Raw genomic sequence first — 15,136 nt, forward strand, 5'->3', positions numbered from 1 at the left:
TTCGCGTTCGCGGTGTCGCCTGAACTCACAATGTCTCCAAGATTTCGGCCTTCACGGACCTTCGGTCGACGGCCTCGCGCGGATTCTGCACCTCGACGACAGCGCGCAGTGCACCGCCGCCCAGGACGGCGATGCGGTCGCCGAGCAGCAGCGCCTCGTCGAGGTCGTGGGTGACGAACACAATGGTGGTCGGATGGGCGCGCCAGGTGTTGATCAGCAAGCGCTGCATGGTGGCTCGGGTCTGGGTATCCAGTGCGCCGAAGGGTTCGTCCATCAGCACCGAGCGTGGCTCGCCCGCGAGGCTGCGCGCCAGTTGGACTCGTTGGCGCATGCCGCCCGACAGGTCGCGGGGCAGGTAATCGGCGTAGCCGGTGAGACCGATCTCCTGGACCCAGCGTTGCGCCGTGGTTTTGCGTTCGGCGCGGGGAACCCGGCGCAGCTGCAGCGCCAGTTCGATGTTCTGTCGCGCAGTGCGCCATGGCAACAGTGCGTCGTCCTGGAAGACCAGGGCTCGGTCTGCGGAGGGGGCGGTGACAGTGGTGCCGTCGGCCAGGATACTCCCGGCTTCGGGTGCGCGCAGTCCGGCGATGGCGCGCAGCAGCGTCGACTTGCCACACCCGGACTTGCCGACAACGACGAGGATTTCGCCCGGCGCGATAGTGAGATCGAGGTGCTCGATCACGGTCTTGCTGCCGTAGGAGATCCGAATGGCGTCCAGTGCCAGCCGCATTCCCGCGACAGGGGGTGTCGAGGCCGTGGTGGCCGGTGTCGTGGTGGTCGTCATTGCGATGCCTCCCGTGGCAGCCAGCGGGTGATTCGGCGCCCGGCCAGTTCGACGAGTCCGGAGGTGCCGAAGCCGAGGATGCCGATGGTGATCATTCCGACGAATACCGCCGGATAGTCGACGATGGTGTAGGCCTGCCAGGTCCGGTAGCCGATGCCGAGCCTGCCGGAAATCATCTCCGCCGAGATGAGGCAGATCCATGCCACACCCATGCCGACCGACAAACCACTGAAGACACCGGGCAGGATGCCGGGAAAGACCACACGCACAAGGACATCGGTCCGCGAGGCGCCCAGGGTGCGCAGCGCGTCCTCCCAGACGGTCGGCAGCGCCCGCACCGCGTGCCTGGTGCTGACCAGCACCGGGAACAGTGAGGCGGTGAAGGTGATGAAGACGATCCCCGACTCGTCGCTGGGGAACAGCAGGATCGCGACCGGCACCAGCGCGATCGCCGGGATCGGGCGCGCCAATTCGGTGAGCGGGCCGAAGACTGCGGCCAGCAGCCCGGAACGGCCGAGCCCGATGCCCGCGAGGACACCGAGCACCGCCGCCAGCCCGAACCCGGTGAGAATTCTGATCAGCGACTGCGCGATGTCCACGTAGTACTGGTCCTTCTGGAACTGCTGACCGAACTCGGCGATGATGTCGGTGACGGTGGGCAGTGTGTCGAAACGCAGCCAGAATCGCACGTTGTTGGCGGTGAGTAGCTGCCACAAGCCGATCGCGGCCACCACGGACGCAATCTGGATCAGGCGGATGCGCCACACGGAGGTTTTCGGCGGCGTGGCGGCCGCACCGCCCGCGGCCACAGCGGGGCCGACCGCCGCCGCCGTGCTCATCTGCGCGCCTCGCGCATGCGCGGCACCATCGGATGTGCCGCACGACGGCGCATGACACGCTCGCTCATCCCCTGACCTCCGTGACGGCCTGGTCGTAGGCGACCGGCAGCGCGGTGGTGTGCGTCTGACGGTAGCGCTGCGCAGCAGCGTGCGTGGTGAACGGCAAGAAGATGTCGCCCTCGCGCAACCAGATCGACTTGTCGGCAAACCATCTCGTGCCCAGCTCGGCATCCGGGACATAGGCCGCACGGATCACCTTGCCCTGCGCCTTCGCCGCCTGGATCGCCCGTAGCAGGCAGGTGGGGTCGGCGGCGGGCTGTGGACGGTCGGCGCCGTCGAGCCACAGTTCAGCGGCCTGCGGCGAATTGTCCACGGCGCGACCGCAGATCGGATCTGTGCCGGTGATCCGGCTCGGGTTCGCGGTAGCGGCCACCGCCTTGTCGTAGTCACCCTGCGCGGTCTCGGCGAACGCCCTGCGCAGTGGTGCGGGATCGACGAATCGGTCGATGTCGAGTTCGGCGAACTCACCGATCGATTTCAGGTACTGCACATCGCCTTTCAGCGCATCGACCAGGCTCGGCTTGATGGTGGTATCGAAAGACGTGCCGCCGGGGCCGTTGTAGAGATACACGACCTCCCGCGGAAGTCCGGAGCCGTCGGCGACGATCCTGGCGGCCTCGAAAGGCTGCTCCCGTAGGAACGCGGTCGCGTCGAGCTGTGCGGCGAGGAACGCTTGCAGTACCTCCGGATGGTCGGCGGTGTATGAGCGACGGGCTACCACGCCGTGGAAGGTCGGCACGCCGAGTTCGGCGCCGTCGTAGAGCAGTTTTGCCTTGTTCTGGAACACCAGCAACCCGGGCCACGCCACGAACTGGGCGAGCGCTCCCACCTGGTGCGATTCCAGGGCGGTCGCGCCGATCTGCGGCTGCTGGTTGAGCACCTCCACGCCCTTGGCCGGATCGACATCGGCGCGCGACAGGGCCTGTACCAGGGTGCCGTGCCCGGCGGAACCGACGCTGGCCGAAATCTTCTGCCCGGCCAGCTCGCCGACGCTCGTGACTGTTGAATCCTGTGGCACCACAACCATGTTGAGTGCGCCACGCGGGTGATACCCGGTGACCGACACCAATGCCGTCGTGGCTCGCTCGTTGGCCTGCGTCCGAGATCCGTTGATCAGCAACGGATAATCGCCCATCGATCCGATATCGATCTTCTCGGCGAGCATCTGCGCGGTGATCGGCGCGCCGGTGTCGTAGTCCTGCCACTCCACCTGGTACTGGGCACCGCCATGGTCGGTGATCTGCTGTAGCCGCTGCTCCAAGTAGCCCTTGGCCTTCAGCAGCGTGCCGGCGGTGACGGTATTGATGGTCTTGGACTGGTAGCCGACGACGACCTTGACGGTACCGGTCGGGGTGTTGTCGGAGCTCTGCAGCGAGCAGCCCGCGGCGGCGAGTGCGAGTGCGAGGACGAGAGGCGCGAGGCGTTTCTTCATGGTGACTTCCGGATTCGGGCGCAGGGTTCAGCGGAGCAGGTAGGGCATATTGACGGTGACGGCACCGGTGGGGCAGCGTGCCGCACACGGGCCGCAATACCAGCATTCGTCGACGTGCATGAAGGCCTTGCCGTTCTCCGGATTGATCGCCAGCGAATCGAGCGGGCAGATCTCCACGCACAGCGTGCAGCCCTGGATGCACAGCGACTCGTCGATGGTGACCGGGATATCGGTGCGTTGATTCGCCAGTGCCATCAGATGACCTTCCACTCGGGGGTGCTGCGGATCAGGTTGCCGCGCATGGTGATTCGGTCCCCGCGCATCCGGATGTACTCCAGATCGACAGGTCGCCCGTCGTCGAGGCGGGTCAACCGTTCGAGCATCAGCAGTGCCGCGCCCGCAGGGGCGTCGAGCGTTGCCGCCGTGTGCGCATCGGCGGTGATCGCCTCGAGAGCGAGATCGGCGGAACCGAGCGGGCCCCCGCTGATCTGCTCGATGAGCACGAAAATATCGTTGGTCTCCAGGTCGTGACTCAGGATCTCGGTCCCGATATCCGGCGCGAGGTAGGTCAGGTCCAGGCTCAGCGGCAGATCCGCCAGATAACGCAGCCGCTCGATGTAGACGACGCGCTCGCCGGGGTCGAGTCGCAGCTTCCGCGCGACCGCGGCGGGCGCGGTGACATGCATGGCCGCGCGCACCTCGTTGCGCACCGTGCCGTGCCCCTTCAGCGTCTCCTGCAGCCCCAGCAGAGCATCGAGCCCGTGATCGAACTTGCGGTTGGTCACTCGGGTCCCGACCTTCGGCACCCGATCGATCAGGCCCTCGTCCTTGAGCAGTGCCAATGCCTCACGCACGGTATTGCGCGAAGCGTCGAACTCCGAAACCAGTTGCTGCTCACTTGGCAGCACGTCATCGAACGCGCCCGCATGGACCTGATGGCGCAGCACGTCGGCCACCCGGCGCGCCTGGTCGGCCCGCAACCGTCGTACGGGTACGGGTTCGGCTCCAACCTCCGCCATCTTCCTATCGCTGACCTGCATGGACAGGACGATAGTTGGCCTGCGGCAGCCCGGATCCCGCCGCAAATCCGCCGCAATTCAGGGGATGTTATTGCGCCGCCAGGCACTTGCGTTGACCTGGGCAAACAGGTCCCAGAGGAGGCATTGCGCCAGTCCGTCGCCGGAATGTGGATTCCGATCACACAGATTCGAATAGCAGGCAGCGGGCCCGCCGGGCACCAGCTCCGAGCCACGGTGCCCCGGATGGGCTCGCGACCTCAGTCGCCGGAGTCGAGACTCAGGCGGAGGTTGCCGATCGTCAGGATCGGCTCGCGGACCGGTGGCGAGCGGGTGGAATCCAGATCGGTCCACGGGGAACTCCACTGTCCAAATCTTCCGTTCGGCTGGGGATTCGCTCGTTGTCCGCCACGGACACAGCGCGACCCCTGCGGGCACCCAACGCGGCACCGGCTGGTGCTGATGGGTGTTCGACAGGTCAGAACCAGGCGTCGTGCATGTCGAGGGTGGTTCGGTCCATCAGTTCGAGCAGGTCCAATTGTGGTCCGGTTCTGGGGAGTTCGTAGCGGAAGAAGTACCGCGCCGCCGCACGTTTGCCCTCGTAGAAGTCGCCCGCACGGCCGTGCGCGGCGAGTGCTTGCTCTAGCCAGATCCAGGCGACCACGATGTGGCCGAAAGCCTCGAGGTACACGCTGGAATTCGCCATTGCCGCGGCGATATCGCCAGAGCCGAACATCCACCCGGTGACGGTGAGCAAGCGTTGCCAGGCGGCGTCGAGCTGGCCGCCGAACTCGGTCCATTCGTCGCCGGCTTCGGCGGCCGCCATCACGGTCTGCTCGATCCGGCCCGCGAGTAGCCGCAGTCCGGCGCCGTCGTGCTGGACTACCTTGCGGCCCAATAGATCGAGGCCCTGAATACCGTGGGTGCCCTCGTGGATGGGGTTGAGCCGGTTGTCGCGGTAGTGCTGTTCGACGTCGTACTCACGGGTGTAGCCGTAGCCGCCGTGGACCTGGATGGCAAGGTTGTTCGCCTCCAGACACCACTGCGAGGGCCAACTCTTGGCGACACCGGTCAGGATCTCCAGCAGCAGTGTGTTGGCGCGTTGGGTCTGTGGATCGGTGGCGGTGCGTCGTAGGTCGACGAGCCGGTTGCAGTACAGCAGCAAGGCGAGCGCGCCCTCGACGTAAGCTTTCTGCGCCAACAGCATTCGCCGCACATCGGCATGTTCGATGATCGGAACCTGCGGCGTTGCCGGGTCCTTGGCGGTGACCGGACGGCCCTGTCTGCGCTCGCGAGCGTAGTCGAGGGATTTCAGGTATCCGGTGTAGCCGAGCGCCGCCGCACCGAGACCGACGCCGAGGCGGGCCTCGTTCATCATGTGGAACATGTAGGACAGGCCACGATGGGGCTCGCCGATGAGGTAGCCCACCGCACCGGGCTCGCCATCCGGTGTGTGCTTACCTTCACCGAAATTCAGCACCGTATTGGTGGTCCCGCGATAGCCCATCTTGTGGTTCAGGCCGGCCAGCGCCACGTCATTGCGCCCGCCAAGTGATCCGTCGTCCTCGACGAGGAATTTGGGCACGATGAACAGCGAAATACCCTTGGTGCCTGCAGGGCCGCCGGGGATCTTGGCCAGGACCAGGTGCACGATATTGTCGGTCAGTTCGTGATCGCCGCCGGAGATCCACATCTTCGAGCCGAAAAGCCGATAGGTGCCGTCGGATCGGGGTTCGGCGCGAGTCACGATGTCGGCAAGCGAGGAACCGGCCTGCGGCTCGGACAGGCACATGGTGCCGGTGAACCTGCCCTCGACCATCGGTTTGACGAAACGATCGATTTGGTCCGGGGTGCCGTGCGCGGCAAGGAGATTGGCATTGCCGACGGTGAGGAACAGGTAGCCCGTGGTACCCACGTTGGCCGCCTGGAACCAGCTGAATCCGGCCGCCTCGACGGTGGCGGGCAGCTGTAATCCGCCGATCTCCTCGTCCATCGCGGCGCCGATCAGATTCGCCTTGGTGAAGGCCTCGACCGCGGCTTTCACCTCGGGGATGATGGTGACCCGCTCGCCGTCGAACGTCGGCTCGTTGGCGTCGCCCCGCTTGTTGTGTGGAGCGAAATGCCGGGTGGCCAGGTCCTCGCAGAGGTCGAGGAAGCCGTCGAAGGTGTCCTTGGAGTGCTCGGTGAATCGCGGCAATGCGGTGAGATCCTCGACTCGCAGCCATTCGTAGAGCAGGAAATCCAGGTCCCTGCGGGAGATCAATGTCGAGCGCACGACCACATCCTCTCGCTTCGGCGCAGCCGTCCGCCTGTCGACGAACAGTGCAGGCGGGCCATTCCGGGCGACCCGCAAGCAGCCGCTCCGGGTGGGCACGAAGCGCACCCGGGTTGATTTGGTACGTTACTACGCATGTGTCGCGAATTTGTGTGGGGGTTGCGATGACCGCCACATCCGGAGCCGCCCGACCGGTGGGGCGGCCCGCTGCCGCGACTCAACAGCAGGTGCTCGCCGCCGCCAGTGCCCAGTTCCTGGCCTCCGAGCGTGTCGATGTGCAGGCGATCGCCGCCGAGCTCGGGTTGTCGCGGGCGACCATCTACCGCTGGTTCGGATCCCGGGACGGACTGCTCGGCGCGGTGATGGTGTCCGAGTTCAACCACTTGGTCGAGGCGGCGCGTAGCCGCAGCGTGGGAACTGGTGCGCGCCGAGTGCTGTGGATGCTGGACCAGGTGGCGCGATGGCTCGCGCGCAACGAACCCTATCGATACTTCATTGCCACCGAACAGGCCACCGCGGGCCGGATAATCACCACCAGCGACGGCCCGGTGCAACCGAAGGTCGTCGCCACCGTCGCGGATCTGATCGATGCCGCCATCGCAGAAGGTTACGAGAATCGGGTGGACACCCCCACATTCGCGTATGCGCTGGTGCGCCTCATCGAGGCATTTCTGTATCAGGACGCGGTGACGGGTATCCGAGGCGACGTCGACCGGTTGCGTGACGTGCTGGTGGTCATCCTGGGACTGGACCCGGAGCCACGCTGAGGGTCACCGGTGCCGTGGTCCGTAGGTGTCGAGGAACACGACCGGGCCGTCGCCCAGCGCACCGCGGGCGTCGAGATCGATGAGTGCTGCCAAAGCCTTCGCGGTGTAGACGGTTTCCAGCTCGAGACCAGCCGTCGCCCCGAGCTTTTGTGCCGCGACCGCGGCCGGGGTCTCGTGGCCGTAGCCGGGGCCGATCCAGTCGCGGACGATGGTCATATCGTCGGGGCGCAGTCCGAGCGGCGCGAATTGTGCACCGCGCGAACGGAGTACGTTCTCGCTCCTTTTCGCCAGCTCGACGAGGTGTTGCGCGTCCAAGGGCAGGGTGTCGTTGACGACGACGCCGAGGACTCGGGTCCGCAATCCGGCCAGGCGCAGGCCCAGGGTGAGACCGGCCGCTGTGCCGCCGGATCCGACAGCGGTCACCAGATACGTCGGCTCGGGGAGCGTGCCCGACCTGATCTGCGCGGCCAGCTCCAGCGCGCCCTCGACGTAGCCGAGCGTTCCGATCGGCGACGACCCACCCGCGGGCAGCAGATATGGCAGGGCGCGGCCGCGCATATGTCGCACCACCAACCATGGGGCACAGAGCACGGTGCGCAGTTTGCTGTGCGTGAAATGCAAAGTGGCGCCGGAGGACTTCAAGCGCTGTAGCTGCTCGCGCACATGATCGTCCTCCGGTTGGTCGACCAACGCGAGCGCGGTCTCGATGCCGTGCTCGCGCGCGTACAGAGCCGTGGCAAGACCCCAATTGGTTCCCGTGCCACCGACGGTGAGGATGGTGCGCGCGCCACGCCGCTGCGCCTCCGGCAGCAACCACTCGAGTTTGCGAATCTTGTTCCCGCCCCAGCCGCCGGAACCGTAACCGCTCTCGTCCTTGCACCACACCGGCACTCGGGTACCGAGATTCAACTCCCCGACCGGAGTGGGCGAGCCGCCGAGTCGCAGAAACGGCAGTGTGTCCGCCAGCTCGGGGAACTGTCCGTGCAGTAACGAATCCGTCATAGTGACCCATTATCGCCGCCAGTGGGCGCAGGACCGGATCGGCCGTCCTACGGCCGTAAGTCCAGGTCAGGGGCGTCCGGTGAGCATGTGGTCCAGGCGAGCGGCACAGACCTGCGACAGATCGCCCAGTCAGTGTTCGTCGGTGGGGAAGAGACGGTGCCGGAGGGCTGCCGCCGCGGCTTCGGTACGGGTCGCGGCCCCCAGCTTGGTCAAAATGCGGGAGACGTGTACTCCTGCTGTATTACCGCTGATGAAGAGTTCGGCGGCGATTTGCCTGTTACTCAGCCCCTTGGCGACCAGGCGTAGGACGTCGAGTTCGCGAGGAGTGAGGCCGAAGGTGCTCGGTCGGGCGGCAGCTGCCGTGACGGTTCGACTCGGGCCGTCGATGGCGAGCCCGGCGCGGTCGGCCAACTGGCTCGCGGCGTCGGCGAGTGTCGACGCCGCGAGCTGTCCGGCGAGGTCCGCGGCCTCCCGTAATGCGGTGTGGGCGGTGGCGCGATTGCCTGCCGCGAGTTCGGCTCCAGCGGATCCGAGCAGGCTGCGCGCAAGTTCGTAAGGTTGGCGAACCGCCCGCCAAGATGAGACGGCCGCGTCCCAAGCCGGTGCGCTTTCGCTGCGGGCGGCGGTGGCGACAGCGCGATAGGCGACGTCGACCGGTGTCGTCACCGGCAGCGCGGCGGCGAAGGAATCGACGTCGATGGCGATATCGCCGATTCGGGCCGTTACTGCGAGCAATGGCCACACTTCGTGGTGGTGCACAGTAATGTCGTCGGCGTGGAGCGTGGCAGTGAGGATCTCGGCCGCGCGGCGCGGTTGACCGCTCGTGATCGCGATATCGGCCTGGATGGTGCGCAATTGGACCTGGTATCGGCGCGCCCATGGACCGTCGCTCAGCAGGCTCGCCGCAGTGTCCGCACTGCTGGCGGCCGCAGCCGCATTGCCCTGTGCCAGTGCGATTCTGGCGTGGCACAGTAGTAACGCGGCCTTGCTCAGCGGGGGCAGTTGCTCGGTGAGTGATTCGTCGATGAGATCGAGAGCCTCGCTCCACCGGCCGAGCGCGGTGAGCGCCTGAGTCCACTTGACCAGCAGAATGGGCCCGGCCTCCACGAAGCGGAATGTGGCGTGTGCGGCACGGATGCCCTGCTGGATCGCCTCGATCGCCACGGTGTACTCGCCCGCCGCGACCAATGTCGCCGACTCCCACAACACCACGGTGAGCAGCGTCTGGGGGTCCGCCGCGGCGGTGGCGGCGGCATGGGCCTTGTCGAAATAGGCTAGGGCCGTGTCGGATCGAGCGGCGCAGGCGAGTCCGAGGTAGGCGTAGCCGCGGGCGGCAAGCGCCTGAGCGCCGAGCTGTTCGGCCACCTCGACGGCTGCCCGAGCGTCGCGTTCGGCACCGCCGGTGTCGCCGCGGAAGACACGTGTTGCGGCGAGCTCCGCGAGCACCTCGCCGCGCAGGACTGTTGGTGTGTGGGCCGGCAGCAGGGCAAGGGCCTCGGTCAGATCGTCGTCACAGCCATTGCTGCTCTGATTTTTCAAACCGGCCCGGTGGTAGTGGAGCTGGGCGGCGCGCAGCGGTGAACGATCGGGGTCGACCATGCCGAGTGCCTCGTCGGCGGCTTCGATCCCGCGGTCGACGATGCCACCGAGGTAACTGGCCTCGACCACCTGTTCCAATACGGTGAGCCGATCGGCAGCGACCAGGACCGCTGCCTCCGGCACCCGATCCCAGAGTTCGAGCACTCGATCCAGGTGGCGCCGCCGGTCGCTGTGCGCGCCCATGCTCGCCGCGTTCGCTGCGGCGCCCCACGACGCCTCGATCGCCCTGGGCAGATCACCTGCCGCGCAGGCGTGGTGGGCCAGTTGCCCGATCGGCCAGTCATCGTCCCGCGGATCGCGACGGGCGTGCAGTGCCAGGGCCAGCCGCGCGTGCAGCCGCTTGCGCTCGATCGGCAGCAGGTGATCGTAGACGGCGTCGCGAATCAGAACATGACGGAATTCGTATCCGGTCTCGGTGGCCAACAGCAGTTGTCTGTCGATCAGTTCCCGTACTGCGCGCTCGAGGGCCGCCTCGTCGAGTTCGGTCGCCGACTCCAGCAACGCATGCTGGACGGGTGACCCTGCTACGGCTGCCAATCGCAACAACGCCTCGGCGTCCGGGGGCAGACTCGCCTGATAGTCGAGCAGCAGATCGGACAGTTCGGCCGGGGTGTTGTCGCTCGAGCGGCTCAGCGCCTCGACGAACAGTGGAATGCCCTTGCTGCGCTCGAAGATTCGCGCTACCGCCCCGGGCTCCGGCTCGCGGCCGAGCAGTGCGGCGAGCTGTCTGCCCACCTCGTGTCTGGTCAGCGGTGCCGGATCGAGTAGGCGGACACCGGGATTGCGGCGCAGCCCCCCGACGAGCCTGCGCAGCGGTTCGGAATCGGCGGGCCGATAGGTACCGACCAGCAGGAGATCGCGCTGCGCGAGATTGGCGAGCAGGAACGACAACAGCTCCCGACTCGAATCGTCGGACCAGTGCAGATCTTCCAGCACCACGACCACCGGCCGGGTCAGCGCCAGCTGCTCGAGCACGGTGAGGATCTCGCCGAACAGCCGGATCCGATCGGACTCGGCGTCGGCGGATCCGGCTTGTGCGGCCAGTTCGGGCAGCCAGCGTGACAGCGCGGGCCTGGCCACCGGCAACAGCTCGGCCAACCTGGTCACGCCGAGCTCTCGGACGAGGCTACGCAGCACCGAAAGGAACGGCGCGTACGGCACGCCATCTCTGGAGAACTCGGGGCATCGGCCGACCAGCACGACCGCATCCGTGCCCAGCCGGGTGGTGAACTCGCTGACCAGGCGTGATTTGCCGAGCCCTGCCTCCCCGGCGATGAGCACGGTGTGGGTGGATGTGTCCGCATAGGCGCTCTGCAACGCCGACACTTCGGCGGCCCGCCCGACAAAGGCACCACAGACGGGAACGCTCACCACCCCGCGATCATGCACCGGCCCTGCCACGGTGGCAACTTCGCAGAGCTCCTGCCACCGAGATGGGAAGAAGCTCGCTGCCGCCGTCACCGCGAACGTCCGCGGAACCGGTGGACCTCCCTGGACGCGGATACGGCGATGGCAGGCAAATCCCATCGCCGCGTCGATATTTCGGCGCGCGAGGCGACCTTCCATCCAAACGGCATCAGGTGGACGCGTTCCCCGTATTCCTCCAGCCGACCGGCGAAATCCGACAGCACGTCGAGTGTGTCGGCGACGTGGGTAAGGGATATCCAGTTGATTCGCGGCCAGCGTAAATCGACTGCCCGGGTCACGAAGTGCGGGATTCCGGCGAGGACGATATAGGCGGCCTCGCTCTCGACGCACAGGTACCGGATCGCATGAACGGCCTCGTCGGTCAAGGGATGGCAGCGAGACATCGACACCGTCGCCGAGGTGCATTCGCCCTTCGCCGGCGAGCAAGACAATGAAATCGATGCTCGCGGTGCTGTGCATGCCGGGCGCAGCGGGGCCGAAGGCCGCCATCATGCCAGGTAGTTTCGTCTCCGCTTCCGTGGTGGCGGCGGCTATCGCCTCCTCGGACAGGTCGGCGTCGGGCTCATAGTTCAGCCCAGGAGGTACGAGATGAATCCGAAACGCAGGCTGCCCGGGACGGGGAAGTAGCGCGTATCGGTCTGCGTAGGCATCCGGTCGACCGGCAGATCGGATAGTGTGACTCGGCTCCGCAATTGGTTCCACGGTCTGGCCATGCACCAAGTGTGTGCCTGTCAGCGTTCCTCGGCCTCGCCACCCGCGTCAACTGCTACCGCCATGTTCGACCTTTTGTCAGGACCAGTTTGCCCGATGAGCGTCGATGAGTTTCGAGAGCGTAGGAGGTCTACCCGGTCATGAGGAAACTGATCTACGGGTTCAGCGTGTCCCTGGACGGCTACATCAACGACCGCGACGGCGATATCGACTGGACCAACCCGGACGAGGAACTGCACCAATTCCACAACGACCGTTACCGCGAGATCGAGGTCTCGCTGCACGGCCGGCGCCTCTACGAGCTGATGGCCGAATACTGGCCGCACGTGCCCGCCGACGCGCCGCGGATCGAGCGTGAGTTCGGCAGGCTCTGGATGGAGAAGCCGAAGGTCGTCTTCTCCCGGACGCTCACCAAGGTCCACTGGAACAGCACCCTGGTCAGTGAGAATGCGGTCGAGGAGGTCCGTAGGCTCAAGGCCGGAGGCGATGGCGTCATGGAGGTCGGCGGCGCGAGCCTCGCGGCCTCGCTGATGCCCCACGGGCTCATCGACGAGTACCAGCTGTTCCTCTTACCCGTGATGCTCGGCGGCGGCACACCGCTGTTCCCATCGCTGGACAAGCGCATCGGGCTCCGATTGGCCGAGACCAGGCACTTCAACACCGTGGTGATGCTGCGCTATCTCGTCGACTGAGATCCGTTCACCCGCGGCGGTCCCCGCTATCGGACACACCCGACGCCATCACCTCGATCATTTGTCAGGACCAGTAAGCGAACCGGCCAGCGCGGTATCTCGGAAGATCAACGGGCAGAGCGCCATACGGCCCTGGTGCTTTCCGAGACGCCCGTGTGAACATCCGGCAATGCCGCTTGTGGGTTGGTTACGCCAGTGGAGCCGCGGTCGACCGAACGCAGGTACATGCCGATGACAGGGCACTCGTCTGGCGAACTGGTCACAGTGGTCAGGAATCTGGTCCGTCGATTCCGAGAGGTAGCCTGGGGCGGTCGGTACTGCAGGAGGGGTGGTTGTGGCGCGACGCTCACCCTGGATGGTTGGTGGGTCGAGTCGAGCGGCGTTTGCCGACATAAAGATTGGGACAAGAACCCGTCCTACGAGGACGAGCCCGACTGCCCGATACCGCCAGGCGGCATCGAAAACTACCTGGAGACACTGCCCGAAGACACAGTGCTTGTTCGGGTCTATTGCCACGGCTAGCAACACACTCTCGTGCCGCATACCGCGCCGATCGAACCGGCCGGCGCGGGCAGGTGAGCGTCAGGTGGCTGTATCGATTCGAGGCCGATGCTCGATTGTGTAATGAGCCATCACCCCAGGCGTTTCGAGGTCGTCGGCAGTCATCTCCTCGAGAGAACCACGTCCAGGATCCCGGCCGCCGACTGGCCCGCGACCTGTGGGTTCGTGCTGAAACCTGGGATCGGTAGGTGGCGCGCGCAGCATCTACTCACCCCATGACATCTTCTCAACCTCCCACGAACCAACCACAGTCCGCCGGGTTGGACAAAAAGACCAGCGCGATCCTGTCGTACGCACTGGGGTGGCTCACCGGAATCATCTTCCTCTTTGTGGGGAAGAACGATCCCGATGTGAAATTCCATGCCTCACAATCGATCGTCTTCTTCGGGGCGGTCTCGGTGGTCAATATTGTTCTGAGCATCGTCGGCTCGCTCCTCGGAGTCCTGGGGATCATCTTCAGCCTCGCCGGACTCGCAGTCACGGTCTTCGCAGTCGTCGTCTGGATCATGGCCATGGTCCAGACGAACAACACCGGCGGTGTCCGCGCAGAGCTTCCCATTGTCGGAAAATTCACTGCCCCATATGCCGATCAGTTGGCCAACTCGGTCAAGTAGCGGCATATTCGAAGTCCCCAGCTGGATTTCCTGATCGAGGATGCTGTCGGCCCTGCTGACGGCCAGATGTGACAGTCCGAATATCAACGGCCCGAGGCTATCTCGGGCCGTTGACTTCCGCGCGGAACGTCCGGTAATGCCTGCGGGTTGAGGCGGTCATCTAGGCCCTTTGATCCCTAGGTTCACGCAGCGGAACTGGCACTGGCCGGGGCGTGGGTCGGTGTGTCCGAGAAGAGGCTTCGGGCAAAGATGAGCAGGACCATTGGACCCGAGCGTCAGTGCGTCAGGGTATGTGGTTGACCAGGGAGTTGGCGATGCGCTGGGCATCGTCGCAGGAGTTGAATCCGTCGGTGCCGCCCTGAGGGTTCCAGATTCGTGACGCCAAGAGCAAAATGTCACCACCGAAAGACGCTGGTACCGCGATGTAGCACCCGAGCTTGTGAGTGTCTTGCGCCGCACGGAATTGCTGAGATTGACGGCCTGCCACCGTGACCGAACTGAAGTCGACGTACTTACCGGTCTGGCGCAGCTCACCTGCCGGCATGCCGTAGGCCGTGACGTAGAACTCGAGCACGTTGTCGGCGGTCTTCCATTTGCAGGACTTCTCGGTGGGGAAACCGGGATTCGAGATCGGTTGCTCGCTGGCGACGTTCAAGCCCGCACTCGCGAGCGCGGAATCGGGAGTGTCACAAGGGTTCCAGCTGCCGGCGGGCCGATCCGTGTCGGTGCCCGGCGCCGCGGTGGTGGATTCGGACGCGACGGACGTTGCCGGGGCTGGAGCCGATGTCGGCGCCGCCGTCGTGGACTCGGACGCGACGGTCGTCGCCGGGGCTGGAGCCGATGTCGGCGCCGCTGTGGTCGCGGTGACTGCATTGGCCGAGGTGACCGTGTTGTTCGGGGTGCTCGGCGCGGACGTGCTGTCGTTCGAGGCGGGACCACATCCGGCAAGCAGCAGTGCGGCACCGAGTGCCATCGTTGCGACGCTGATCGATCGCGTTGTCGTACGACTCATGAATGCATCATCGCGCCTCGGAACAGGTTGTTACACAGGATCACTGCAGAGGTGAAGACATCAGAAAGTCAGCGGTCCACGTGTTCCGCCCAAAGGTGCTGATCATCTCCGATTAGCCGGCTATCTGTGCGCCGCTGACGGGTCGAGCCGAGCAGATCGGACCGCGGCCTGCCCGCACGTAAATGCCGAATTGAGGGTGTAGGACGATTCAGGCTTTCGACGATCGGATCAGCGCGGTGTCGATCCCCGACATGCCGTCGGCCGTCACCGGTCGCGACGGTTTCTGTCCTTGGTCGGCCGCAACATGCCCCTTCTTCGTTCCGCATTGCTCCACAACATGATTA

General features: G+C 65.6%; 13 protein-coding genes. 3 read left to right on the plus strand and 10 right to left on the minus strand.

All coding sequences use genetic code 11. The annotated features are described in order from the left end of the window. Positions 1-25 precede the first annotated feature (25 nt). The 6 genes from AB0M74_RS08575 to AB0M74_RS08600 all read right to left on the minus strand — a co-directional run bounded on the left by AB0M74_RS08575 (position 26) and on the right by AB0M74_RS08600 (position 6,406). A complete protein-coding gene (locus AB0M74_RS08575) occupies positions 26-784 on the minus strand; it encodes an ABC transporter ATP-binding protein (protein ID WP_364903414.1) in 759 nt (252 codons plus the stop codon). Further along, positions 781-1,623, minus strand: coding sequence for an ABC transporter permease (locus AB0M74_RS08580; protein ID WP_364903417.1), 843 nt, complete (start codon positions 1,621-1,623; stop codon positions 781-783). Before AB0M74_RS08580 ends, AB0M74_RS08575 begins: the two co-directional genes overlap by 4 nt. 64 nt (positions 1,624-1,687) lie before the next feature. Then, a complete protein-coding gene (locus tag AB0M74_RS08585) occupies positions 1,688-3,115 on the minus strand; it encodes an ABC transporter substrate-binding protein (RefSeq protein WP_364903421.1) in 1,428 nt (475 codons plus the stop codon). Between the two features lie 27 nt (positions 3,116-3,142). Then, positions 3,143-3,370: a ferredoxin family protein gene (locus tag AB0M74_RS08590; protein WP_040689749.1), complete on the minus strand. Its 228-nt coding sequence runs from the start codon at positions 3,368-3,370 to the stop codon at positions 3,143-3,145. Then, positions 3,370-4,155: a GntR family transcriptional regulator gene (locus tag AB0M74_RS08595; RefSeq protein WP_364903424.1), complete on the minus strand. Its 786-nt coding sequence runs from the start codon at positions 4,153-4,155 to the stop codon at positions 3,370-3,372. Before AB0M74_RS08595 ends, AB0M74_RS08590 begins: the two co-directional genes overlap by 1 nt. 454 nt (positions 4,156-4,609) lie before the next feature. Beyond that, complete coding sequence (locus AB0M74_RS08600; protein ID WP_364903427.1) at positions 4,610-6,406, minus strand: acyl-CoA dehydrogenase; 1,797 nt, start codon at positions 6,404-6,406, stop codon at positions 4,610-4,612. Between the two features lie 164 nt (positions 6,407-6,570). On the opposite strand from AB0M74_RS08600, the gene AB0M74_RS08605 reads away from it, so the two are divergent. Continuing rightward, entirely contained in the window at positions 6,571-7,173 is a 603-nt protein-coding gene (locus AB0M74_RS08605; protein ID WP_364903430.1) for a QsdR family transcriptional regulator, read from the plus strand. A gap of 3 nt (positions 7,174-7,176) precedes the next feature. Here the strand turns inward: AB0M74_RS08605 and AB0M74_RS08610 are convergent, their stop codons facing one another. The 3 genes from AB0M74_RS08610 to AB0M74_RS08620 all read right to left on the minus strand — a co-directional run bounded on the left by AB0M74_RS08610 (position 7,177) and on the right by AB0M74_RS08620 (position 11,567). Next, the gene (locus AB0M74_RS08610; RefSeq protein ID WP_364903433.1) at positions 7,177-8,175 is read right to left on the minus strand and encodes a pyridoxal-phosphate dependent enzyme; all 999 of its coding nucleotides are present in this window, start codon (positions 8,173-8,175) and stop codon (positions 7,177-7,179) included. A gap of 129 nt (positions 8,176-8,304) precedes the next feature. Continuing rightward, positions 8,305-11,148, minus strand: a complete 2,844-nt coding sequence (locus AB0M74_RS08615) for an AAA family ATPase (protein WP_364903436.1) — start codon at positions 11,146-11,148, stop codon at positions 8,305-8,307. Positions 11,149-11,231: 83 nt separating this feature from the next. Then, a complete protein-coding gene (locus AB0M74_RS08620) occupies positions 11,232-11,567 on the minus strand; it encodes a hypothetical protein (RefSeq protein ID WP_364903439.1) in 336 nt (111 codons plus the stop codon). 486 nt (positions 11,568-12,053) lie between these two features. Here AB0M74_RS08620 and AB0M74_RS08625 point away from each other — a divergent pair, with 486 nt between their 5' ends. Together AB0M74_RS08625 and AB0M74_RS08630 are read left to right on the plus strand one after the other, a co-directional pair. After that, positions 12,054-12,605, plus strand: a complete 552-nt coding sequence (locus AB0M74_RS08625) for a dihydrofolate reductase family protein (RefSeq protein ID WP_364903441.1) — start codon at positions 12,054-12,056, stop codon at positions 12,603-12,605. Positions 12,606-13,426: 821 nt separating this feature from the next. After that, on the plus strand, positions 13,427-13,780 hold the full coding sequence (locus tag AB0M74_RS08630; protein WP_364903443.1) for a DUF4870 domain-containing protein: 354 nt from the start codon (positions 13,427-13,429) through the stop codon (positions 13,778-13,780). Positions 13,781-14,063: 283 nt separating this feature from the next. Here the strand turns inward: AB0M74_RS08630 and AB0M74_RS08635 are convergent, their stop codons facing one another. Further along, complete coding sequence (locus tag AB0M74_RS08635; RefSeq protein ID WP_364903445.1) at positions 14,064-14,792, minus strand: DUF3558 domain-containing protein; 729 nt, start codon at positions 14,790-14,792, stop codon at positions 14,064-14,066. Positions 14,793-15,136 lie beyond the last annotated feature (344 nt).

It is taken from the genome of Nocardia sp. NPDC051463 (assembly GCF_040681975.1).
Taxonomy (GTDB): Bacteria; Actinomycetota; Actinomycetes; order Mycobacteriales; family Mycobacteriaceae; genus Nocardia.